Source organism: Frankia sp. ACN1ag, from assembly GCF_001414035.1.
Lineage (GTDB): Bacteria > Actinomycetota > Actinomycetes > Frankiales > Frankiaceae > Frankia > Frankia torreyi.
The window spans coordinates 15046-35479 of sequence record NZ_LJPA01000017.1 but is presented as its reverse complement, the minus strand read 5'-3'; the positions used below and the strand labels follow the sequence as shown (position 1 = coordinate 35479).

The 20434-nt window shown below is 73.1% G+C and carries 14 protein-coding genes; 5 read left to right on the top strand and 9 right to left on the bottom strand.

The genetic code is table 11. The annotated features are described in order from the left end of the window. Window positions 1–98: 98 nt before the first annotated feature. Both UK82_RS16715 and UK82_RS16710 read left to right on the top strand, forming a co-directional pair. Entirely contained in the window at window positions 99–2396 is a 2298-nt protein-coding gene (locus UK82_RS16715) for an acyl-CoA dehydrogenase (protein ID WP_055408058.1), read from the top strand. 258 nt (window positions 2397–2654) lie between these two features. Continuing rightward, window positions 2655–3365 carry a FadR/GntR family transcriptional regulator gene (locus UK82_RS16710; RefSeq protein WP_044887311.1) on the top strand — a complete coding sequence of 237 codons (711 nt, stop codon included), beginning with the start codon at window positions 2655–2657 and terminating at the stop codon, window positions 3363–3365. Between the two features lie 60 nt (window positions 3366–3425). Here the strand turns inward: UK82_RS16710 and UK82_RS16705 are convergent, their stop codons facing one another. The 4 genes from UK82_RS16705 to UK82_RS16690 form a co-directional block, all read right to left on the bottom strand. Continuing rightward, window positions 3426–4730 (bottom strand): ABC transporter substrate-binding protein, encoded by a 1305-nt coding sequence (locus tag UK82_RS16705; RefSeq protein ID WP_044887284.1) that lies wholly within the window; start codon window positions 4728–4730, stop codon window positions 3426–3428. A gap of 111 nt (window positions 4731–4841) precedes the next feature. Then, entirely contained in the window at window positions 4842–5591 is a 750-nt protein-coding gene (locus tag UK82_RS16700) for an ABC transporter ATP-binding protein (RefSeq protein WP_044887312.1), read from the bottom strand. A 398-nt stretch (window positions 5592–5989) separates the two neighbouring features. Then, a complete protein-coding gene (locus UK82_RS16695; RefSeq protein WP_044887285.1) occupies window positions 5990–8782 on the bottom strand; it encodes a branched-chain amino acid ABC transporter permease/ATP-binding protein in 2793 nt (930 codons plus the stop codon). 283 nt (window positions 8783–9065) lie between these two features. Next, window positions 9066–9863, bottom strand: a complete 798-nt coding sequence (locus tag UK82_RS16690; protein WP_044887286.1) for an SDR family oxidoreductase — start codon at window positions 9861–9863, stop codon at window positions 9066–9068. 312 nt (window positions 9864–10175) lie between these two features. On the opposite strand from UK82_RS16690, the gene UK82_RS16685 reads away from it, so the two are divergent. Beyond that, window positions 10176–11540, top strand: coding sequence for an ABC transporter substrate-binding protein (locus UK82_RS16685; RefSeq protein WP_044887287.1), 1365 nt, complete (start codon window positions 10176–10178; stop codon window positions 11538–11540). An 80-nt stretch (window positions 11541–11620) separates the two neighbouring features. Here the strand turns inward: UK82_RS16685 and UK82_RS16680 are convergent, their stop codons facing one another. Beyond that, the gene (locus UK82_RS16680; protein ID WP_055408056.1) at window positions 11621–12232 is read right to left on the bottom strand and encodes a TetR family transcriptional regulator; all 612 of its coding nucleotides are present in this window, start codon (window positions 12230–12232) and stop codon (window positions 11621–11623) included. Between the two features lie 375 nt (window positions 12233–12607). Between UK82_RS16680 and UK82_RS16675 the strand changes: the two genes are divergently transcribed. Then, window positions 12608–13777, top strand: a complete 1170-nt coding sequence (locus tag UK82_RS16675) for an amidohydrolase family protein (RefSeq protein ID WP_044887289.1) — start codon at window positions 12608–12610, stop codon at window positions 13775–13777. 60 nt (window positions 13778–13837) lie between these two features. Here the strand turns inward: UK82_RS16675 and UK82_RS16670 are convergent, their stop codons facing one another. Further along, window positions 13838–14470 carry a TetR/AcrR family transcriptional regulator gene (locus tag UK82_RS16670; protein ID WP_055408143.1) on the bottom strand — a complete coding sequence of 211 codons (633 nt, stop codon included), beginning with the start codon at window positions 14468–14470 and terminating at the stop codon, window positions 13838–13840. 65 nt (window positions 14471–14535) lie between these two features. On the opposite strand from UK82_RS16670, the gene UK82_RS16665 reads away from it, so the two are divergent. Continuing rightward, window positions 14536–14985 carry a nuclear transport factor 2 family protein gene (locus UK82_RS16665; RefSeq protein WP_236706020.1) on the top strand — a complete coding sequence of 150 codons (450 nt, stop codon included), beginning with the start codon at window positions 14536–14538 and terminating at the stop codon, window positions 14983–14985. On the opposite strand, the gene UK82_RS16660 is transcribed toward UK82_RS16665, so the two are convergent. From UK82_RS16660 to UK82_RS16650, 3 genes are all read right to left on the bottom strand, one after another. Further along, complete coding sequence (locus tag UK82_RS16660; protein WP_055408053.1) at window positions 14986–17370, bottom strand: CoA transferase; 2385 nt, start codon at window positions 17368–17370, stop codon at window positions 14986–14988. A gap of 391 nt (window positions 17371–17761) precedes the next feature. Then, window positions 17762–19393, bottom strand: coding sequence for a class I adenylate-forming enzyme family protein (locus tag UK82_RS16655; protein WP_083507221.1), 1632 nt, complete (start codon window positions 19391–19393; stop codon window positions 17762–17764). Window positions 19394–19586: 193 nt separating this feature from the next. Beyond that, window positions 19587–20426, bottom strand: a complete 840-nt coding sequence (locus tag UK82_RS16650) for a hypothetical protein (protein ID WP_044887291.1) — start codon at window positions 20424–20426, stop codon at window positions 19587–19589. Window positions 20427–20434 lie beyond the last annotated feature (8 nt).

The window sequence follows — 20434 nt, the reverse complement described above, 5'->3', positions numbered from 1 at the left end:
GCGGCGACGCACGCCCGGACCACCGCCGCGCGTACTGCTCCGTCATCCCCGCGGGGCGCCCCCGGCGCCTCCCGCCGAGCCCCACGAGGTATCCAGCAGTGATCGACCAGGTCGGGGTCGCCGACACCGAGGATCAGGCCGCGCTCACCGAGGCGGTGGCCGGCCAGCTCGCCCGCCACTGGCCCGCCGACGAGCGGCACAAGCAGATCGCCGACCCGGCGCAGGTCTCGGAGCTGCCGGTGTGGGCGGCGCTGGCCGAGGTGGGGCTGGCGGGCCTGCCGCTGGCCGAGGAGCAGGGCGGCGCCGGCGGCCGCTGGGTCGATCTCGCCGTCGCCCTGGAGGCGGTCGGCGCGGTGCTCGCGCCGGTGCCGAGCATCGGCGCCGCCGCGGCGCTGGGAACCCTGCAGGCGCTGCCCGGCGCGGCGGCGTCGGCGCTGCTCGCCGCCGTCGCCGAGGGAACGGCGGCGACCCTCGCCTGGACCGCGCACGAGGATCTGTGGGGCGCGCCCGGCTCGGTGCGTGCGGCCGCGGCATCCCCTGCGCCCTCGGACGGTGCGCCCTCGGACGGTGCGCCGGTGGCTCTCACCGGCGAGGTCTCGGCCGTGCTGTCGCCGGAGGCGGCCCACGTGCTGGTGCTCGCCGAGGCATCGGGCGGTCCGCTGCTGGTCGCGGTCGACGCCGGCGCGGCCGGGTTCGACCTGACCCGCGTCGCCGGCGTCGACCCGACCCGGCCGCTCGGCACGCTGACCCTGCACGACACCCCGGGCACCGTGCTGGCGACGGGCGCCGAGGCGCTCGCGGCGGTGCGCCGGGGCCAGGCCACCGCGGCGCTGGCGCTGGCCGCCGAGCTCACCGGTCTCGCCGGGCACTGCCTGACCGGGGCAGTCGCCTACGCGGCCGACCGCCACCAGTTCGGCCGGCCGATCGGCTCCTTCCAGGCCATCAAGCACCGCTGCGCCGAGATGCTCGCCGAGGTCGAGCAGGCCCGCGCGGCCACCCGCCACCTCGCCGCCCGCCTCGACGCCGCCGCCGACCCAGCCGAGCTCGACGACGCCCTGGCGCTGGCCCTGCTCGCCGCCGGCCGCGCCGCCCACGTCGTCTCCAACGAGTACCTGCAGGTCCTCGGCGGGATCGGCTTCACCTGGGAGCACGAGGTCCACCTGTACCTGCGGCGCGCCGCGGCCACCGCGCCGCTACTCGGCGGCGCCGCCGCGCACCGCGCCCGGCTCGACCCGACGCGGCGCGGCGCCGGGGCCCGCCCGGCGCTGAGCGTGCCCGACTCCGGGCCCGCCGCCGAGCTCGCCGGGCACGTCGCCGCCCTGCTGCCCGCCTGGCGCGAGCGCTGGGGCGACGAGGTGTCGTTTCCCGCCCGGATGGCCTGGCAGCAGGCGCTGCACTCGGTCGGCTGGGTCGCCCCCCAGTGGCCGGTGGAGTACGGCGGGCGCGGGCTCGGCATCGTCGACCAGGTCGCCTGCGACCGGGTCATGGCGACCCACCGGGCGCCGCAGCCGCTCGGCGGCGTCCTCGGCCTGAACAACGTCGCCCCGACGCTCATGCGTTACGGCACGCCCGCGCAGAAGGCGCACCTGCCGGCGATCCAGGCCGGCACCGAGATCTGGTGCCAGGGCTTCTCCGAGCCGGGCTCGGGCAGCGACCTGGCCTCGCTGCGCACCCGGGCGGAGCTCGTCGGCGACGGCGACGACGCCGAGTTCGTCATCACCGGGCAGAAGGTGTGGACGTCGGAGGGCATGGAGGCGACCCACTGCCTGCTGCTGGCCCGCACCGATCCGGACGCGGCCCCGCACCGCGGGATCTCCGCGCTGCTCGTGCCCCTCGACCTGCCCGGCATCACCCGCCGCCCGATCACGATGATCACCGGCGAGAGCGGCTTCGCCGAGGTGTTCTACGACTCCGTCCGCGTCCCGCGCAGCGCGCTGCTCGGCCCGCTGCACGCCGGCTGGACGGTCACGATGACGACGCTCGGCTTCGAGCGGGCCGGTGTCATCGAGCTCGCCGCCGGGCTGGAGCAGTCCGTCGACGACCTGGTGACGGCGCTGTCGGGGCACGGCCTGGACGAGCAGACCCGCCTGGAGCTCACCGACCGGCTCGTCGAGGCCCGCCTCGTCGGCCTGCTCGGCAGCCGCGCGCTCGGCCGCATCGCCGAGGGCGGCGCGCCCGGCGCCGAGCATTCGGTCATCAAGCTGCTGTGGTCGCGGGCCACGCAGCACCAGGGCGAGACGCATCTCGCCGCGCTCGGCCTCGCCGGCATCGCCGACTCGACGGGACACCGCGCCCAGCGGGAGTACCTGCTGTCGCGGTCGGCGACGATCGCCGGCGGCACCACCGAGATCATGCGCAACATCCTCGCCGAACGCGTCCTCGGCATGCCCCGCTGACCTGCGACCAGGCGGCGATCACGGGGTGCCGCGGAGCCGGGCCCAGGTCGGCCCTCGGCCTCGGACACGCGTCGGGCCGGTAGCCTGGAGATCGGCCCCACCGAGGAGACGCGCATGCCAGCAGCCGAGCCCGACGTGGGCGGGGGCGTCACCGGCAGCGCGGCCAGGACCGCCGCGGCCAGGACCGCCGCGGCCAGGACCGGCGGGGTCGGCGCGGGCGGGGTCGGCGTCGTGGGGCAGCGGCTGCGGGTGCCGAAGATGGCCGAGCTGGTCTCGGCCGACCTGCGCCAGCGCATCGTGCGCGGCGAGCTGGTCGAGGGGCAGGCGCTGCCGACGGAGGCACTGCTCGTCGAGCAGTACGGGGTGTCCCGGCCGACGCTGCGGGAGGCGCTGCGCATCCTGGAGGCGGAGTCGCTGATCATGGTGCGCCGCGGCGCGGGCGGCGGGGCGCGGGTGCAGACACCGAGCCCCCAGGTCGCGGCCCGCTACGCGGGGCTGGTGCTGGAGCATCGCGGCACGACCGTCGCCGACGTGTGGGAGGCGAGGCTGTACCTGGAGCCGCCGGTCGCGGGGCTGCTGGCCCGCCGGCGCACCCGCGCCGACCTGAGCCTGCTGCGCGCGGCGCTGGAGCGCCACGGTGCCGATCCGGCCGAGACGGTCCGGCTGCACAACGACTTCCACGCCCTCGTCGTCCGGTTGGCGGGTAACGAGACCCTCGAGCTGCTCATCGGCATGCTCAGGGAGATCGTCGACCGGGCCACCTGGTCCGCGGTCGAAAGCGACCTCGGGACACCGGTGCAGGCCGACACCGAGCGGGCGACCATCCGGGCGCATCACGCCCTGGTCGATCTGCTCGAGGAACGGGACGCGGCCGGTGCACAGGCGTTGTGGCGGCGCCATCTGCGGGCCGGCGCCGCCTACCTCGACGGGGGCGGCCGCAACGCCGCCGCCCTCGACCTGCTCGCCTGAGGGCGTGAGCCGCGGTTCACGCAGCCCACGCCCTCGGCGGTCAGCTCAGCAACGAACGGGTCAGTTCGCGCCGAGCTTGTAGATTCCGGTCGCGTCGATGGTGCGGAAGTTCGACAACGTGCCGGTCTTGGACGCGTCGGCGACGAATCCGGTGGTCGAGCAGATGTTCGCCGACACCGGGCTCGCCTTGCCGTTGCACTGGAAGGTCGCCCCGCCACCGATCGGGTAGGGGGTGGCCGGCGCCGTCTTGATCGCCGTGGTGACCCCGGCCGGCGTCACGTCGGTGCCCGGCACGGCGTTGACCGCGCGGATCAGGCCGAGCATGCCCTGGTAGCCGCTGACGGTGTAGGCGTCGACGGTCTTCAGGCCCTTGCCGTAGGCGTCGATCACGGCCGAGTACAGCTTGTACTCTGCGGTGGTCGGGTCCTGGTTGGCCTGACCCATGATCTTGACACCCTCGAAGCCGCCGGGGATCGAGGCGCCCTTGTCGGAGCCGACGCAGCGGTCCAGCGCGGTGATCGTGGCCTTGATGCCGAGAGCCTTGATCGCCTTGATCGCGCTGGCGCAGAAGGTCGGGTCACCCGTGATGTGGTACAGCGCGGGCTTGTCCTTCTGCGCGGTCTGGATCTGCGGGGTCATGTCGGCGGTACCCGGCGGGATCGCGATGACCGTGGCCTTGCTGCCCGCGTTGTTGAAGAAGATCGGCGAGAGCGCCTTGGCCGGGCCGCTGGCCGCGGGCACGTCGATGACGAGCACGACGGCCGGGGACAGCTTGGCTTCACGCGCGTACGCCGCCGCGGTGCCGAACGGCCCGAGCGGGTTGCCGAGCAGGAACACGTTCTTCGTCGACAGCGCGGTCTGCGTCGCGACCAGGTTCAGCACCGTCGGGATCCCGGCGGGAGAGACGATCTTGATCCAGGGGTCGGCCTGCCCCGGGCTGCCGCCGGCCACGGCGGAGACCTTTTCGCGGACGAACGTGTTGCCACACGCCTGCGCGTCCGCGGGGACGGATTTGTCCTCACAGCTGACGATCTCGATCGGGTGCCCGCGCAGTCCACCGAGGTGGGCGTTGGCGTAGTCGGCGGCGGCCTGCGCCGACCTCTCCTCCGCCGAGGCGTCCACGGCCTGGGTGTGGCCGGTACCGATCCAGCCGATTTTCACCGGGGTGCCGGTGGCGGCCTTCGCCGGGCCGAGCAGCGCCGAGTCGGCCTTCGCCGTCCCGCCGCTGCTGCCACCGCCGCTGCTGCCACCGCAGGCGGCGGCCACCAGCGAGGTGGCGAGCAGGACGCCGGTCAGCGCGGTGCGGGTACGCGGCCGCGCGACCAGCCGGCCGGCGGACGTGAAACGAAGCGGTAACAAGCGCACGGTGGTGCTCCTTAGTCATCTCATCAACTACATGGATGCGCGGTCCGTGGACCGAACAGCCCACGGACCGCGCGGATGGTGCGTGCTGCGGGCCAGAAAGGATGTGGGGGGTCAGGCGGAGGCGCCCGCCTCGGCTCCCAGGTAGGCGGCCTCGAGACCGGCCCGGTCGTTGGCGAGGTCGGCGGCCGGGCCGCTGCGGACGACCTCGCCGTGCACGAGCACGATCGCCTGGTCGGCGACCTCCAGCGCGAGCTGGACGTGCTGCTCGACGAGGATGACGACGGCCCCGGTCTCGTCGGCGATCCGGCGGACCACGGGCAGCAGGCCCTCGACGATCACCGGTGCGAGACCCATGCTCATCTCGTCGATGAGCAGCACCCGCGGCTTCTGCACGAGCGCGCGGGCGACGGCGAGCATCTGCTGCTCCCCGCCGGACAACGCCCCCGCCGCGACGCTGAGCCGCTTGCCCAGGCTCGGGAACAGCTCGACGACATCGTCGAGACTGTATCCCCCGGAACGCCGGGCGACGACGAGGTTCTCCCGGACGTCGAGATCGGGGAACAGCGCACGGTCGTCGGGGACGAGCACGATGCCGGCCCGGTTCGCCGCCGCCGGCCGTCCCCCCGGCACGGGCGTGCCGTCCACCAGCACCTCGCCGCCCAGCCGCGGCAGCAGCCCGGCGAGGGTCATCATCATCGTGGTCTTGCCGGAGCCGTTCGGGCCGAGAACGCCCAGCACGGTCCCACTGTCGGCGGTCAGGTCCAACGACCGGACCACCCGCACGGCGCCGTAGCCGGCCTCCAGCCCACGCACGTCCAGCAGCGGCGTGGCGGCGCCCGTCCCGGCCCCGCCAGCCACCACCGCGGCGGTACCCGCGACCGGCTCCTTCACCACGACCGGCTCCTTCGCCGCCGCGGGGATCACCGCCGGCTCGCTCGCCGCGGCCACCTCCTTCGCCGCGGCCACCTCCTTCACCGGGGTCGGCTCGGCGGCCGCCGTCGGCGCGGCGGTCGGCTTCTCCGCCGGGGTCGGCTCGGCGGCCGCCGTCGGCGCGGCGGTCGGCTTCTCCGCCGGGGTCGGCTCGGTCGTGCCCGCCGGCTTGCTCGCCACCGCGTCCTTCGCCACCGTCGACTCGGTGGCGGTCGACTCGGTGGCGGTCGACTCGGTGGCGGTCGACTCGCTCGTCGCAGTCGGCTCGTTCGTCACGCCGGGCTCGCTCGTCGCGGTCGGCTCGTTCGCAGTCGGCTCGTTCGTCGCGGTCATGCCGACACCTCCTCCGCGTGGGTGCTGCCGAGATAGGCCTCGGCGACCGCGGAATGGCTGCGGATCTCCGCCGGGGTGCCGTGCGCGATCACCTTGCCGAAGTTGAGCACGTGGATCTCGTCGCAGAGGCTGAGCACGAGGCTCATGTCGTGTTCGACCATGAGGATCGTGACGCCGCTGGCGCGGATGTCGCGCAGCCGCTGGCCGAGCCAGTGGCTCTCGACCGTGTCGAGACCACCCGCGGGTTCGTCGAGCAGCAGCACCCGGGGGCGCCCGACGAGGGCCCGGGCGATGGAGACGAGCTGGCGCTGGCCCTGGGAGAGCTCGCCGGCAGGACGGTCGGCGACGGCGGTGAGCCGCAGCAGGGTGAGGGTCGCCGCGACCTCCTCGGAACTGGAACTGCCGGCCTGGCGCCGCGAGGCGCCCGCGGTCAGCCCGACGCTGACGTTCTCCCGGACGCTGAGGTCCTCGTAGAGCTCGATCGCCTGGAAGGTCCGGCCGAGCCCGGCGCGGACCCGTTCGTGCGGACGCAGCACCGACACGTCCTGGTCGGCGAGCGCCACGCTGCCGGTGGCCCGGGCGAATCCGCTGATCGCGTCGATCGCCGTCGTCTTGCCGGCGCCGTTCGGGCCGATGAGGCCGACGATCCGCCCCGGCGGGACGGCCAGGGACAGGCCGTCGACGGCGAGCACACCGCCGTAGCGGACGGTGAGGTCGCGCACGGTCAGCAGGGGCTCGCCGGCGTCGTCGAAGGTGACCGCCGGCGTCGCGGTCGCCGCCGCGGCGTCGGCGACGATCTCGTCGGCCTGCGCGACCACGGCGTCCTCGGGCGCGACGAGCGCGTCCGACCGGATGTTCGCGGCCCGCGAGCGGCGGCGTTCGATCAACTGGTGGGCGGGGCCGACGATGCCCTCGGGGTTGAACACGACGGTGAGGATCAGCAGCAGCGCCGCCACCGCCTCGTACCAGACCCCGGTGGAGACGACCTTGTCGACGAGCGCGTAGACCAGCCCGTTGACGACGGTGACCCCGGCGAGCAGCCCACCGGAGACCGAGGTCGTGCCCGCGAGGTAGACGGTGCCGAAGAAGGTCAGCCCGACGATGGCGGTGAACGGGTCGTTGGTGACGTTGCCGTACTTGTAGGCCAGCAGCGCCCCGCCGATGCCCGCGATGAACGCCCCGAGCGCGAACGCGGCGAGCTTGACCCGCACCACGTTGACGCCGGCCGCGGCGGCGGAGCGCTCGTTGGCGCGCACGGCGAGCATCTGCGAGCCCAGCGTGCTGGTGCGCAGCCAGGCCACACCGAGCCCGACGAGCACGAGCACGAGCAGGCAGACCACCCCGAACGTCACCCGGGGGAAGTCCGAGCCACTGCCGACGCCGAGGTCCCACCCGAAGATCTCCGGGTTGGGCACCGACGCGCCGGAGGAGCCGACGAAGTCGAGGTTGCGGAACCACAGCGCTTCCAGCGCGAACGCCAGCGCGAAGGTCACCACCGCGACCGTCAGTCCACGGATGCGCAGCGCGGGCAGGCCGATCACCACGCCGATGACGGTGGCGCCGAGCGCGGCGACGATCGGCGCGAAGGGGAAGGCGATGTGCAGGTGCTCGGAGATCGGCCCGACCAGGAACGCCGCGACCCCGGCGAGCGGGAGCTGCGCGAACGACACCTGCCCGGCGTAGCCGGTGACGACCACGACCGACAGCGCGATGACGGCGTAGACGAACGTGGAGATCAGCCCGTCACGCAGGTCGCCGGTGAACGCGATGAGGCCCACGACACCGAGCACGGTCGGAACCACGGTCGGCAGCACCACGTTGTGCGGTCGAGGGGCACGGCCGAGGTTGCGGGTGATGACCGCTCCGCGGCCGGGCAGTGGCTGGGCGCGCACGACGAGGACGATGAGGATCAGGACGAGTGGGACGAGCTCCGGCAGGCCGGACGACGGCAGCCAGTCGTAGTTGTTCTGCAGGTACTGGGCCTCGGACTGCAGGGCACCGATGACGATGCCGGCGACCGTCGCCCACAGGACGTGCTGGAACCGACCCATGATCGCCGCCGCCAGGGCGGGGACGATGAACAGGGTGTAGGAGACGGGGATCAGCGGGACGATCGGCGCGATGAGGATGCCCACCAGCCCGGCCGCCGCCGAGGAGATCATCCAGTTGCCGGCGGCGACCCGGTCCGGGGAGATGCCGCTGACGTAGGCGCCCTTCTCGCTCGACGCCGTCGCGCGGGTGGCGAGGCCGAAGCGGGTGCGGGCGAACACGAGCGAGATCACGGCGGCGAGCGCGAGCACGGTGATCGCCAGGTAGACCCGGTCGCTCGGAACGTTGATCGAACCGGCCTTCCACAGGTCGGTCGGGAAGATCGGGTCGACCGCGACGGCGGTGGTCCCCATCCGCGCGGCGATCAGGGCGGTGATGGCCAGCGAGACGCCGAGCGAGGCGACCGCCTTGGCGACCGGTGGCGCGTTGCGCAGCGGCCGGAAGATCACCAGATGCAGCCCGAGGCCGAGCAGGGCGGAGAGCGCCACCGCGATCGGCAGCGCGGCACCCATCGGTAAATCGCCACCGATGTCGATGGTCGTCGGCGTGCCGGGGATCAGGTTGATCAGCTCGCCGGAGCGCAGGTAGGCATAGACGTAGGCGGCGAGCAGCGCGATGCTGCCCGTCGCGAAGTTGATGATCCCCGAGCTTCGGTAGGTGATGGTGAGCGCGAGCGCGAGCGCACCGAACACCGCACCGTTGCCGAGGCCGAGGAGCAGGAAAACAATGTGTTGACTCAAAAGTCACTCCGCAGGATCGTCCCAGAGCGGGAGGGGCGCTCAGGCCTGCGCAGGTCGCGGATCACCGCGCCTCGACAGGACCTCGGGGCGCGTGACGGATCTCGCCGGCCCCCCGATTGAGTTAAACTCATTGGATTCTTGTGTCTTACTTCACAGCCTGTCAAGCGATGCCGTGACCTGCGGCGGAACGGGCGGCAAACGGCCGGTTCGCGGCCAGCCGGAGGACCCGCTCCGCACCCGGCGTCACGCTGCGTCCGCGGCGGGCACCCGGCAGGCAGACCGATCAGAAGGCCGAGCGGTGGTGGCCCCCGTCGACGGCGATGTAGTGCCCGGTCAGGTAGCCAGCCTGGCGCGAGCACAGGTAGACGATCGACGAGGCGATCTCCTCGGGCTCACCGAGCCGGGCGGCCGGCACCCCCGCGGTCTCGATCATCCACTCGCGGCGCGCGTCCGGCTCGGTCAGGCCCTCGTGGGTCGACAGGTACCAGTTGGTCGTCTTCGTCGCGATCCAGCCCGGGGCGATCGTGTTGATGGTGATGCCGTGGCGGGCGTACTCGTCGGCGACGCTCTTGAGCAGGCCGACGGTGGACGGCCGGGTGGCGTTGGCCACCGTGTGGGGTGGCTTGTTCTGCGGCTCCTTGGCCGTCGCCGAGCCGATGTGGACGTAGCGCCCGAAGCCGGCCTCCTGCATCCCCGGCAGGACCGCGTGCAGCATGTGCACCTGGCTGAGCGTGTAGGTCCGGTAGGAGTCGACGTAGTCCTCCGCCCGGGTGATCTCGGCGAAGAAGCCGCGCACGTGGAAGTCGGCCTGGGTGACCACGATGAGCGGGGGCCCGAGGCGCTCGGTGACCTCGGCGACGGCCGAGGTGATGCCCTCGGCGGTGCTCATGTCCGCCGACACCCCGACCGCCTCGCCACCAGCCTGCGCGATGGACGCGACGGCCGAGTCGATGTGGCGCTGCGTGCGGGCGACGACGGCGACGCGGCTGCCCTCCGCGGCGAGCATCCTCGACACCTCGAGCCCGATCCCCTTGCTGCCACCGACGACGAGCGCCACCCGGTCACGAATGCCAAGGTCCACTGTTCTGCCTCTCCCACCGGGACGGTTCCAGCCTGCCGCCGTGCCCGCGCACACCGGCCGGGAACGGCGTTCCCATCCTGGCACGTGCGCCAACCGGGCGCCCGCAACGGTGATCACAACAGCTCATTGACAACACAACGTGACCTAAGCCACAATCGCGGCCGGACGTCAGCCGGCTTCGACCGACCGACCTCCGAGCGGCCACGCGTCCGACGGACTCGACGGCCCGTCGCCCGTCGCGGGGCTCGGCTCCCGCACCACCACCCCAGGCCGGCCCCCGGGCACTTCCCGAACACCATGAGGAGTTCCAGCGTGCATATCTCCAGCTCGCGATTACCGCTTCGGCGCACGTGTCCGACCCGCTCCCGCGGGCACCTGTCCCGTTCGGGCGGGCGCGCCCGCGCCGGCCTGTCGGCCGTGGCGCTCGCCGTGGCGGTCGCCACCGGCGTGGCGGCCTGCGGCGGCAGCAGCGGTGGCGGCAGCAGCACAGGCAGCACGGGCAGCACGGGCGGCACGGGCAGCACGACGAAGGCTGACAGCAGCCTGCTCGGCCCCGCCAAGGCCGCCACTGACACCCCGGTCAAGATCGGTTGGGTCAGCACCGGCCGGACGCAGGCCGTCGACACCTCCGGCGAGATCCGGGCCGCCCAGGCCGTGGTCGACTACGCCAACGCCCACCTCGGCGGCCTGCGCGGCCACAAGATCGAGCTCGTCACCTGCGAGGACAAGTCCGTCCCGGCCAACGCGCAGGCCTGCGGCAACCAGTTCCTGCGGGAGAAGGTCGCCGCGGTCGGGGCTGGCAGCCCCGGGCAGACCGACCCCTGGCTGAAGATCGTCGCGCCGGCGGGCATCCCGGTGGGCATGAACCTCGTCGCGACCCAGGCCACCCTGACGACGAAGAACGTGTTCATCTGGGGCAACCCCCTGGCCTCCTTCGGCACCCCGGCCGCCTTCGCCCGGGACAAGAAGCTCACCAGCGCCGCCGTGTTCGTCATCGACGTGCCCGCGGCCAGCGACCCGGCCAAGCAGCTCGTCCCGCCGTTCTTCGCCAACGCCGGGGCCAAGGCCGAGGTGATCGCGATCCCGCCGGGCACCGCCGACATGACCCCGCAGGTCCAGACCGCGCAGAAGAACAAGCCGGCGATGTATCACGTGATCGGCGACCCGACGTTCTGCGCCAGCGCCATCAAGGCGATCAAGGCCCTCGGCATCACCGCGCCGATCACCGCGCTGGACCGCTGCATCGGCGCCGACCACGGCGCGTCGATCCCCGGCGGCTTCGCCGGCGTCGACATCATCGCGCAGGCCAACGTCGACCCGTCCACCCCCGAGTTCAAGCTGTTCAACGCCGTGATCGGCGCCTACGGCAAGAACCTGAAGATCGACTCGATCAGCATGAGCGGCTACCAGGGCATGTTGAGCCTGGTGCGGGGCGTGAACTCGGTGCCCGGCACGGACGTCTCCTCCGCGGCCATCGCCACGGCGCTGCACACCATGCCGCCCACCACGTACGCGCTCGGCGGTGGCGCCGACTTCCAGTGCAACGGCAAGGCCAACTCGATCTCGCCGAACATCTGCTCCACCACCGGGTTCATCGCGGACGCCGACAAGCAGGGCACGCTGACGAACTTCCGCTCCCTCGACACCACGGGGATCTTCAAGCTCGGCGCGAGCTGACGGTCCCCGCCAAAGCGGGCAGCACACGCAGACGGGCGCTCCGGGGCCGCTGGCCCCGGAGCGCCTCTGCGTGCGCCCGGCTACCGCGAGGCGGCGGGCCGGGGCAGGCCGACGAGGTCCAGGACCAGCTCCGCGTAGGCGGCGACCTCGTCGGTGTCGGGCTGATGGTCGAGAGCGATCCAGGCCGCCTGGCGGCTCATGACCAGTTCGAACGCGGCGTCGGCGAGCAGTTCCGCCCGCGGCAGCTCGGCGCTGCGCAACGTCCGGGTCAGGGGCTGGCGCAGCGGGAGAGTCAGCGTGGCCTCGGCCTGCGGGAAGCGGTGCAGCAGGCGATAACGGTCCAGGGCGAGGGCGCGGATCGCCCGCGCCGCCTCGCCCCGAGCCAGCGACAGCAGCGCCACCGCCCAGGTGCGTACCGCCTCGACGGGCGGTCCGGCGGCGGCGACGCGGCGCTCCACCACCATGGCCGTGCGCCGCGTCGCCTCCTCGACCACGGCCAGGGTCAGCCCGTCCTTCGACCCGAACACCCGGTAGAAGGCGGCGTTGTGCCGCCCGGCGCGCGCCACGATCCGGCTCACCTGCAGGTCGACCGTGTCGGTCGCGGCGAGCAGGTCCAGCGCCGCGGCGATGAACGCCTGCCGCTCGCGCGCCAGGGCGGCGGGATCGTCGAGGTAGCGCAGCGGACTCGCCATCGGCGCTCCCTTCGTCGGCGCACAGCGGCATCTGTGGGCGCACGCCAGCAGCCGGACACGGCCCGTGGAACATCATTCTACGGCGTGTGGACGGCGGCCCGGCGACGTGCCCGCGAGGCGGACGTGAGGGATCCCCACGGTAGTTGACGCCACCGCCAACGGAAGGCCCCTGCGGACCGCCGGACCGCCCGGCCGGACGAGAGACTCTGCCGCCTCCCCGCTTGCACGGGGCATACGTCCTGTGTGCACGGCACGTCGACGCTCAGATTCCCTGCGCAGTCACCTGACCGGCGGACAGCAATCAGGTGACGGGTGCGTCAACATTGGGTACGCTGCCTCGCGCCCAACCGCAACACCGACGAGGGAGCGCGTCTCATGCCGCTGCAGGATCATCATCAGATCGTCTCGGTGGACGACCACCTCATCGAACATCCCCGCGTCTGGCAGGATCGGCTGCCGGCGGCGCTGCGCGAGCAGGGCCCGCGCATCGTCGAGCAGAACGGCAAGCACGTCTGGCACTACGACGGTTCGGTCTTCCCGACCGTCGGGCTCAACGCGGTCGCCGGCCGCCCGCCGCAGGAGTGGGGCATCGACCCGGTCCGCTACGAGGAGATGATCCCCGGCTGTTACGACCCGGTCGCCCGGGTCAAGGACATGGACCTCGACGGCATCCAGGCCGCCCTGTGCTTCCCGTCCTTCCCCGGCTTCGGCGGCGGCGTGTTCCAGCGGGCGCCCGACAAGGACCTCGCGCTGCTGTGCGTGCAGGCGTGGAACGACTTCCACATCGACGAGTGGTGCGCGGCCGCGCCGGACCGCTTCATCCCCCTCGCCCTGATCCCCACCTGGGACCCGCAGCTCGCCGCGGCGGAGATCCGCCGCACCGCCGCCAAGGGCGCCCGGACCATCTCCTTCCCCGACAGCCCCGTGCCGCTGGGGCTGCCGTCGTTCCACAACGCCGCCTGGGAGCCCGTGTGGGACGCCTGCGAGGAGACCGGCATGGTCATCTCGCTGCACTTCGGCTCGGGCAGCTACGTCCCCGGCTTCTCCTTCGCCGCCACCCGCGCCATTCCCGGTGAGGTCGTCCTGCCCGACGCGCCGTTCGCCGTCGCCATCACCATCTTCTCGACCAACCTCATGTGGTCGACCACCGACCTGCTGTTCTCCGGGATCCTCCAGAAGCACCCGAAGCTGCAGTTCTCCCTGGCCGAGGGCGGCATCGGCTGGATCCCCTACCTGCTCGAGCGCGCCGACTTCGTCTGGGAGCGCCACCGCTACTACCAGCCGATCGACTTCGACGCCCGCCCCTCCGACCTGTTCCGCGAGCACTTCTGGGGCTGCTTCATCGACGACGAGTTCGGCCTGGAGAACCGGCACAAGGTCGGCATCGACCGGATCATGCTGGAGATCGACTACCCGCACTCCGACTCGAACTGGCCGAACAGCCGCAAGCGTGCCGCCGAGGTCCTCGCGAACGTCCCCGACGACGAGGTCGTGAAGATCACCGAGACCAACGCCCGCACGATGCTCAACTTCCCGCGCACCTGAACTGACCGGGCACCTGAACTGACCGGGCACCTGAACTGACCGGGCACCTGAACTGAACCGTCAGGGCGTGCCGGTGGTCGCGGCGCCGGGGTAGAGCGCGGAGGTCAGCAGCTCGGACTCGGCGTCGCGCCACCGCGTCCAGGACCGCTCGTCGTCGAAGTCGAGGCCCAGGGCGTGTTCCAGCATCGGGCCGAGCAGGACCGGAGCGAAGCCGAGGATGAACAGCATCGCCGCCTCGGCGCGCAGGTCCGTCGACGGTCGGGCCTTGCCCAGGCGTTCGCGGTGGGCGAGTTCCTCGGCGGACAGGTCCACCGCCCGGCGGAACCAGTCCAGGCCGTCGGGCTGGCCGTCGAGCAGCATCCGGCGGACGTAGGCGCCGAGCAGCGGCACCTCCGCGACCATCCGCTCGAAGCGGACGAGCCGGCGTTGCAGCGCCTGCGCCGGGTCGCCGCCGCGATCGGGTTCGCGGGTGTTGCGGTGCAGGTACTCGACGATCCACGTCGAGATCGCGTCGATGACCCCCTGCTTCGAACCGAAGTGGTGGATCACCAGGGCCGGTGAGACGCCGGCGCGCTGGGCGATCGCGCGGACGGTCGTCGAGTGCACGCCCCGCTCGGCGACCAGGGCGAAGGCCGCCGCCCGGATGCGCGCCTTCGCGGTGAGATCCTCCGGCCCGGTCAGGTGCGTCGACATCGCCATCCCCCTCCATGGTGAACAGATGTTCAGCATAGGGTCGCGCAGACGAGAGGAGTCCCGAGGTGGCCGACACCGGTGCAGCGACGCCGACGACGGTGGCACGGAACAAGGCGGCGGTGCGGGCGTTCTTCGACCGGATGAACGCCGGCGACGTGGCCGGCGCCTTCGACCTGCTCACCGACGACGCCGCCTGGTTCAGCCTGTCGACGCGGCGGTTCTCCGACCGCGACCAGATGCGCGCGTCGATCGACTGGGTCAACACCGAGCTGCTGCGGGCGCCGATCCAGCAGACCGTCACGACGCTCACCGCCGAGGACGACCGGGTCGCCGCCCTCACCGAGGGCCACGCGGTCACCGTCGCCGGCAAGCACTACGACCAGGCATACCACTTCCTGTTCGAGTTCTCGGGCGAGCGCATCAGCCGGCTGTGGGAGTTCAACGACACCTACCACTCCCGGACGGTCTTCGCGCTGAGCGAGGCCGGCGACCTGCCGCGGACCGACCCCGCCTGATCACGGCGCCGGGTGCTCCCGGACCGCCCCCGCGGCGAGGAGCTCGGCGATGCGACTGTCGGAGTAGCCCAGGCCCGCGAGGATCCGGCGGGTGCCCGCCCCCGGGGGCGGAGCCGCCGCGGTGATCTCGACCGGGTTGCCGGACCAGTCGGCGTAGCGGCGCACGACCGTGCACGGGCCGACGTCCGGTTCGTCGATGCGGGTGAGGATGCCCGCCGCGGCGAACCAGGGATCGGTCAGGAAGCCGCCGCGGTCGAGGACGGGGGCGGCCGGTACGCCCGCGGCGGCGAGCAGGTCGGCGGCCTCGGCGCTGGTCAGGCCGGCGAGCGCCGCGGTGATCCGGTCGGCCGCCGGGCCCGCGGCCGGCGCCCGCAGCAGCGCCACGGCACCGGCCTCCCCTCCCACGCCGGCCTCGCGCCCCACGTCTGCGAGGTCGAGTGCGGCCACGAGGGCGGCGGCGTGCTCGGGCGTCGTGGCGGCGACGGCGACCCAGCCCTCCTTGCACGGGTGCAGCCGGTGCACCGCGGTGTCGCCGACGTACTCGTGGCCGCCCACCGCCGGCGCGGGCCGCCCGGCGTGGCGGACGAACTCCCCGGCCTGCATCATCACCGAGGAGTTCACCATCGTGGTGACGACCTCCTGCCCGAGCCCGTCGCGCCGCCGGGCGTACAGCGCGGCGAGGATGCCGAAGGCGACCAGCGACCCGGTGCCGATGTCGTGCACGAGCATGGCGCTCTGGCAGGGCGCGCCGGCGCCGCCCTGGGCGGTGATGAGCCCGGAGCGGGCCTGCAGCAGCGGATCGAACGCAGGGGTGGCGCTCAGCGGGTTGCCGGTGCCCCAGGCGGTGACCGTGCCGCGCACGAGCCGCGGGTTGATCGCGGCGAGGGTGGCGTGGTCGGTACCGATGCGCTCGCGTACCCCCGGGCGCACGTTGTCGAGCAGGACGTCGGCGCTGCGCACCAGGTCGTGGAACGTCTCCCGGCCCTCGGGGGTCTTCAGGTCGACCACGATGTCGTCCTGACCTTTGTGGAAGGCGAGGAAGGAGACGGTGTAGATCCGGTAGGGGTCGCCGCCGGGCCCCTCGACCTTGATGACCTCGGCGCCGTAGTCGGCCAGCAGCGTCGAGCCGAACGGCCCGGCGACGAAGCTGCCCAGGTCGAGCACGCGCAGCCCGGCCAGCGGCGCCGCCGGCTCCCCCGCCACCGCGGCCGCCGGCTCCTCTCCCCCCGCGGCAGGGCGCGGATCGGTCCAGACCGCCGCGGCGTCGACGAACGCCTGCGCGCCCGGCAGGTGCGAGAACGTCCCCGGGGTGCGGCTCAACCGGATCGGATCGCCGGGGATCTCCACCGGGCCGAGCTCGGGATGGACGTGCACCCGGCGCATCCCGTTCGACGCGACGACCTCGCCCGCCCACCACTCGTCGCGGGTCTGCGCCGGGGCGTTGGGCACCCCGGCGTCGGTCAGCAGCCGCTCCCAGTGGGCCAGCGGCCGCTCGGCGAACCTCGCCGCAAAGCGTTCGACGACCGGGGCGCCGACACCGGGGCGCAGCATGTTCAGCATCGAGCCGTCCACGCCCGGCATGGTCAGCACCTCGAACAGGTCGAGCACGTCGAGCGCGGTGAGGAAAAGCGGCTCGGTGAGCGCGCCGAGGTAGAGCCAGCGGTCGTCGGAACAGCGGTAGAGCCGGTAGTTCGGCGACGAGCCACCGCCCCCCGGCTGGCTCGCGCGGATGATCCCCTCGGCGTCGGTGAGGCTCGCGGCCTGCATCGCCGCCGTCGCGTGCAGCCCGCTGACCAGCACCGCCCGCCCGCGGCCGGCACCCCCGCGGGCGGCATCCCCGCGGCCGGCACCGTCGCGGCCCAGCAGGGCGGCCGCGGCGGCGGTCGCGCCGAGGATGGCCTGGCCATAGGCGGCGATCGGGGTGACCAGCGCGAGTGGGTGACCGTCGTAGGAGCCGTGCTCACCGGAGGCGCTGGACACGGCGTCGGCGAGCAGCGGATCGGCCGGCAGTCGGCCCCACGGCGCCGCCGGGGCGAGCAGCGGCAGCCACAGGTGGATCAGGTCCGGATGCGCCGCGCGCACACCGTCCGGGTCGAGGCCGTCGCGGTCGAGGTCGTCGGGAGTGCCGTCGACGACGAGCACGTCGGCGGCGGCGAGCAGGCGGCGAAGCTGCGCCGCCCCGGCGGGGGTTGTCCGGTCGAGGGCGCACAGCCACTTGTTCCGGTCCCAGCACAGCGCACCCGGGCCGCCGTCGAGCGGGCCGCGCCCCGGCGAGAGTAATCGCACGACGTCGGCGCCCTGGTCGGCGAGGTACATCGCGGCCATCGCGCCCGCGATCCCCCCGCTCGCGTCGAGGACCCGCACGCCGTCATACGCGCCACTCATCCCGCACCCCTCCCGCCGAGGTCGCGCTGCCGTCCACACCTCCCGGTCCCCGGCTGCATCTCGGACCCGACGACAGCGGTGGGCGCCGGATCGACCAGGACGGCGAGCATCCACGTCCACCCTAATCCGTGTATTCCTGCAGCTCAGCCAGTTCTAGACACATCGTGTACGCAGCATCCGCGCTGCCACGGCGTGGGCCAGGACTTCGTCCCCCGGTGCGGGACTCGGCTGTATTGCTGCGGCTGCGGCGATCTTGGTGTTCCGCGGAACCGCGTCGCGGTCATCGCGCCTGCGGCGCAGGGCGGGCGCATGAGCCTTCCCTGCATCCGTCGCGGACCACCTGACAGCCGCCGCCACGGCCCGCGTGCTGAGGCCAGGAAAACGGTCCGCGTCAGAAGGCGAGCTGGAGCTGGCGCTTGAGGACCTTGCCCATGGAGTTGCGGGGGAGCTCGGCGACCAGTTCGAGCTGCTCAGGGATCTTGTAGGGGGCGAGGCCCTCGGCGCGGCAGAACGCCACGAGCGCCGCGAGCGTCGGCGCCGGCTGGTCGGGATCGGGCACGACGACGGCGACGGCGCGCTCCCCCGTGCGGGCGTCGGGCAGCCCGACGACGGCGACCTCGGCGACCGCCGGATGGCGCAGCACGACCGCCTCGACCTCCAGCGCCGAGATGTTCTCGGCATTGCGGATGATGATGTCCTTCAGCCGCCCGGTCAGGTGCAGCCAGCCGTCGACGTCGACGTAGCCGAGGTCGCCGCTGCGCAGGTAGCCGGCCTCGTCGAAGGCCCCCGCGTCGAGGGCGGGATCGGTGTAGCCGGCGAAGAGCTGCGGGCCGCGCAGGCGCAGCTCGCCCTCCTCCCCGGGTGCGGCGGGCGTGTCGTCGGCGCGCACGACCCGCACGCTGACCCCCGGCGCCGGGCGGCCGGCGGTGCGTTCCATCCGCTCGTCCGGGGACCCGGGCGCGGCGTAACCGACGACGGGATGCTCGGTGAGGCCCCAGCCGTTGCAGATCCCGGCCCCGCCGAGCTCGGCGCGGATCCGCGTGTGCAGGCCCGGCTCGTTCGGCGCCCCGCCCGAGACGCACAGCCGCAGCCGGGGGAACAGCGGCTCGTCGCCGTGGCGGCGCTGCGCGTCGAGGTAGGCGTGGAAGAACGGCGCGGCGCTGCCGAGCATCGTCACGCCGTGGCGGGCGAGCATCTCCGGGGTGGCCTCCCGGTCGAAGGTCTCCACGAGCACGCCGGAGCACCCGACCCGCGCCATGAGACCCAGCATCCCCGGGCCGCCGATGTGCGCCAGCGGGAACGGGATGGACGCGACGTCGGCCTCGGTGAATCCGAGCTGGTAGACCATCCCGTTGGAGCTGGCGAGCACCGAACGGTCGGTGTGCCGCACGCCCTTGGGCACGCCCGTGGTGCCCGAGGTGTAGAATACCCAGCGCACCGCGTCACCGTCGGCGTCCACGGCCCCGGCCCCGGCCCCGGCCCCGGCCAGGGGCGGGAGCACGGCCGGGTCGCCCAGCGGCAACCCGATCGGGATCCCCGCCTCCCCGGCCTCCTCTTCCCCGGCCTCCCCTCCCCCGACCGACGTGGCGGGATCGCAGACGAGGACGCGGGCGTCGTGGCGGGCGGCGACCTTCTCCGCCATCGTCCGATGGTCGAATCGGCGGAAGACCTCGGGGACGACGATCCAGCGCGCCCTGAGCTGGCCGACGATGAAGTCGACCTCGGCCTCGCGCAGGACCGGGATGAGCGGGTTCTGTACCGCGCCGAGGCGGGCCAGCGCCGACATGAGCACGGCGGCCTCGATCGTCGTCGGGAGCTGCCAGCTCACCGTCTCCCCCGGGCGCACCCCCAGCTCCCACAGCCCGGCGGCGACCCGCTCGGCGACGTCGCGGAACTGCCGGAAGGTCAGCCGCCGCCCGCCGGCGTCGACGAGCATCGCCAGATCCGGGGTCGCCCGCGCCCGGCGCTCGATCAGCTCCCACCAGGTGACGGCGTCATTGATGACCGAAACCGGAACCGGCACGCGAAGCACCCCTCGGACTCGATGCGGCGCGGCCGGCGGAACCGACGCAGACGAGATCCCCGAATGACCGAGGAATCCCGGCGCAGGATACGGAGGACACTTCTTCGCCGCGCGTAGAACGATATTCTATGAAGCCGTCGCAACCATCGTCAATGACGGGACGCCGCGAAGCGGCCCGCTCACTCGACGTGCGTCAGACCCGGCGGAAGACGGCGCGGGCGACGCTGACGACGCGGTCCCCTCGCCCCTCATCGCGCAGCGTCAGCTGCGTCGCGATCCGCTCGGAGCGCCCGCTGACCACCTCGGCCTCGGCCCGGAACGGCCCGGCGACGCCGGGGCGGATGAACATGACGATCCAGCTGTCGACCTGCAGTGCGTCGGTGCCGGCGTGCGCGGCGGCGGCGTCCGTCGCCGCGGCCTCGAGGACGATGTTGATCGGCCCGAGGTGCAGCGCGGCGTGCGGCGAGGACAGCTCCGGGGTGACCTCGGGCAGCCGCCAGACCCCGTCGTCCCCGCGGCGCGCCCCGAAGACCTGGTGCAGCGGCGGCAGCGACGGGGAGTCCACCACTGGGACCGGGGGGTTGGAGACCTTCTGGTAGTCCTCGGGGACGTCGCCGAGGCTCACCCCGGTCCCGCACGACACGGCGATCACCCGGCTCGGGTCGTCGGCGTCGACCGTCAGTGACCGGCTGAAACCCATGGAGCGGCCGAGGTGGATGACGTCGCGGTGCACGACGACACCGCGGACGTCGCGGGCGCTGTCGAGGATGTCGTAGGACATCACCACCGGCGCCGGCACGCACTGGCTGTCCAACCAGTAGGGCTCGGGCGAGGCGATGCACAGCGGCGCCGCCATGATGCCGCCGGTCGAGTTGCGCATGTCGTGGCGCAGCGGCATCGTCTCCCGCTCGACTTCGCTGTCGAGATCGGGGCTCAGCTTTCCCAGATAACGGTAGCTGAGCAGGGCCGTCCAGGCCTCCTCGAACTGCTTCCAGTGTTCTTCCGGGGTGACTTCACGAATATCCCTGACCATTCCTGGAC

Coding starts and splice junctions, on each gene's coding strand:
- UK82_RS16650 (WP_044887291.1), bottom strand. CDS start 20,426: ATGGTCAGGGATATTCGTGAAGTCACCCCGGAAGAACACTGGAAGCAG.
- UK82_RS16675 (WP_044887289.1), top strand. CDS start 12,608: ATGCCGCTGCAGGATCATCATCAGATCGTCTCGGTGGACGACCACCTC.
- UK82_RS16670 (WP_055408143.1), bottom strand. CDS start 14,470: ATGTCGACGCACCTGACCGGGCCGGAGGATCTCACCGCGAAGGCGCGC.
- UK82_RS16710 (WP_044887311.1), top strand. CDS start 2,655: ATGGCCGAGCTGGTCTCGGCCGACCTGCGCCAGCGCATCGTGCGCGGC.
- UK82_RS16660 (WP_055408053.1), bottom strand. CDS start 17,370: ATGAGTGGCGCGTATGACGGCGTGCGGGTCCTCGACGCGAGCGGGGGG.
- UK82_RS16680 (WP_055408056.1), bottom strand. CDS start 12,232: ATGGCGAGTCCGCTGCGCTACCTCGACGATCCCGCCGCCCTGGCGCGC.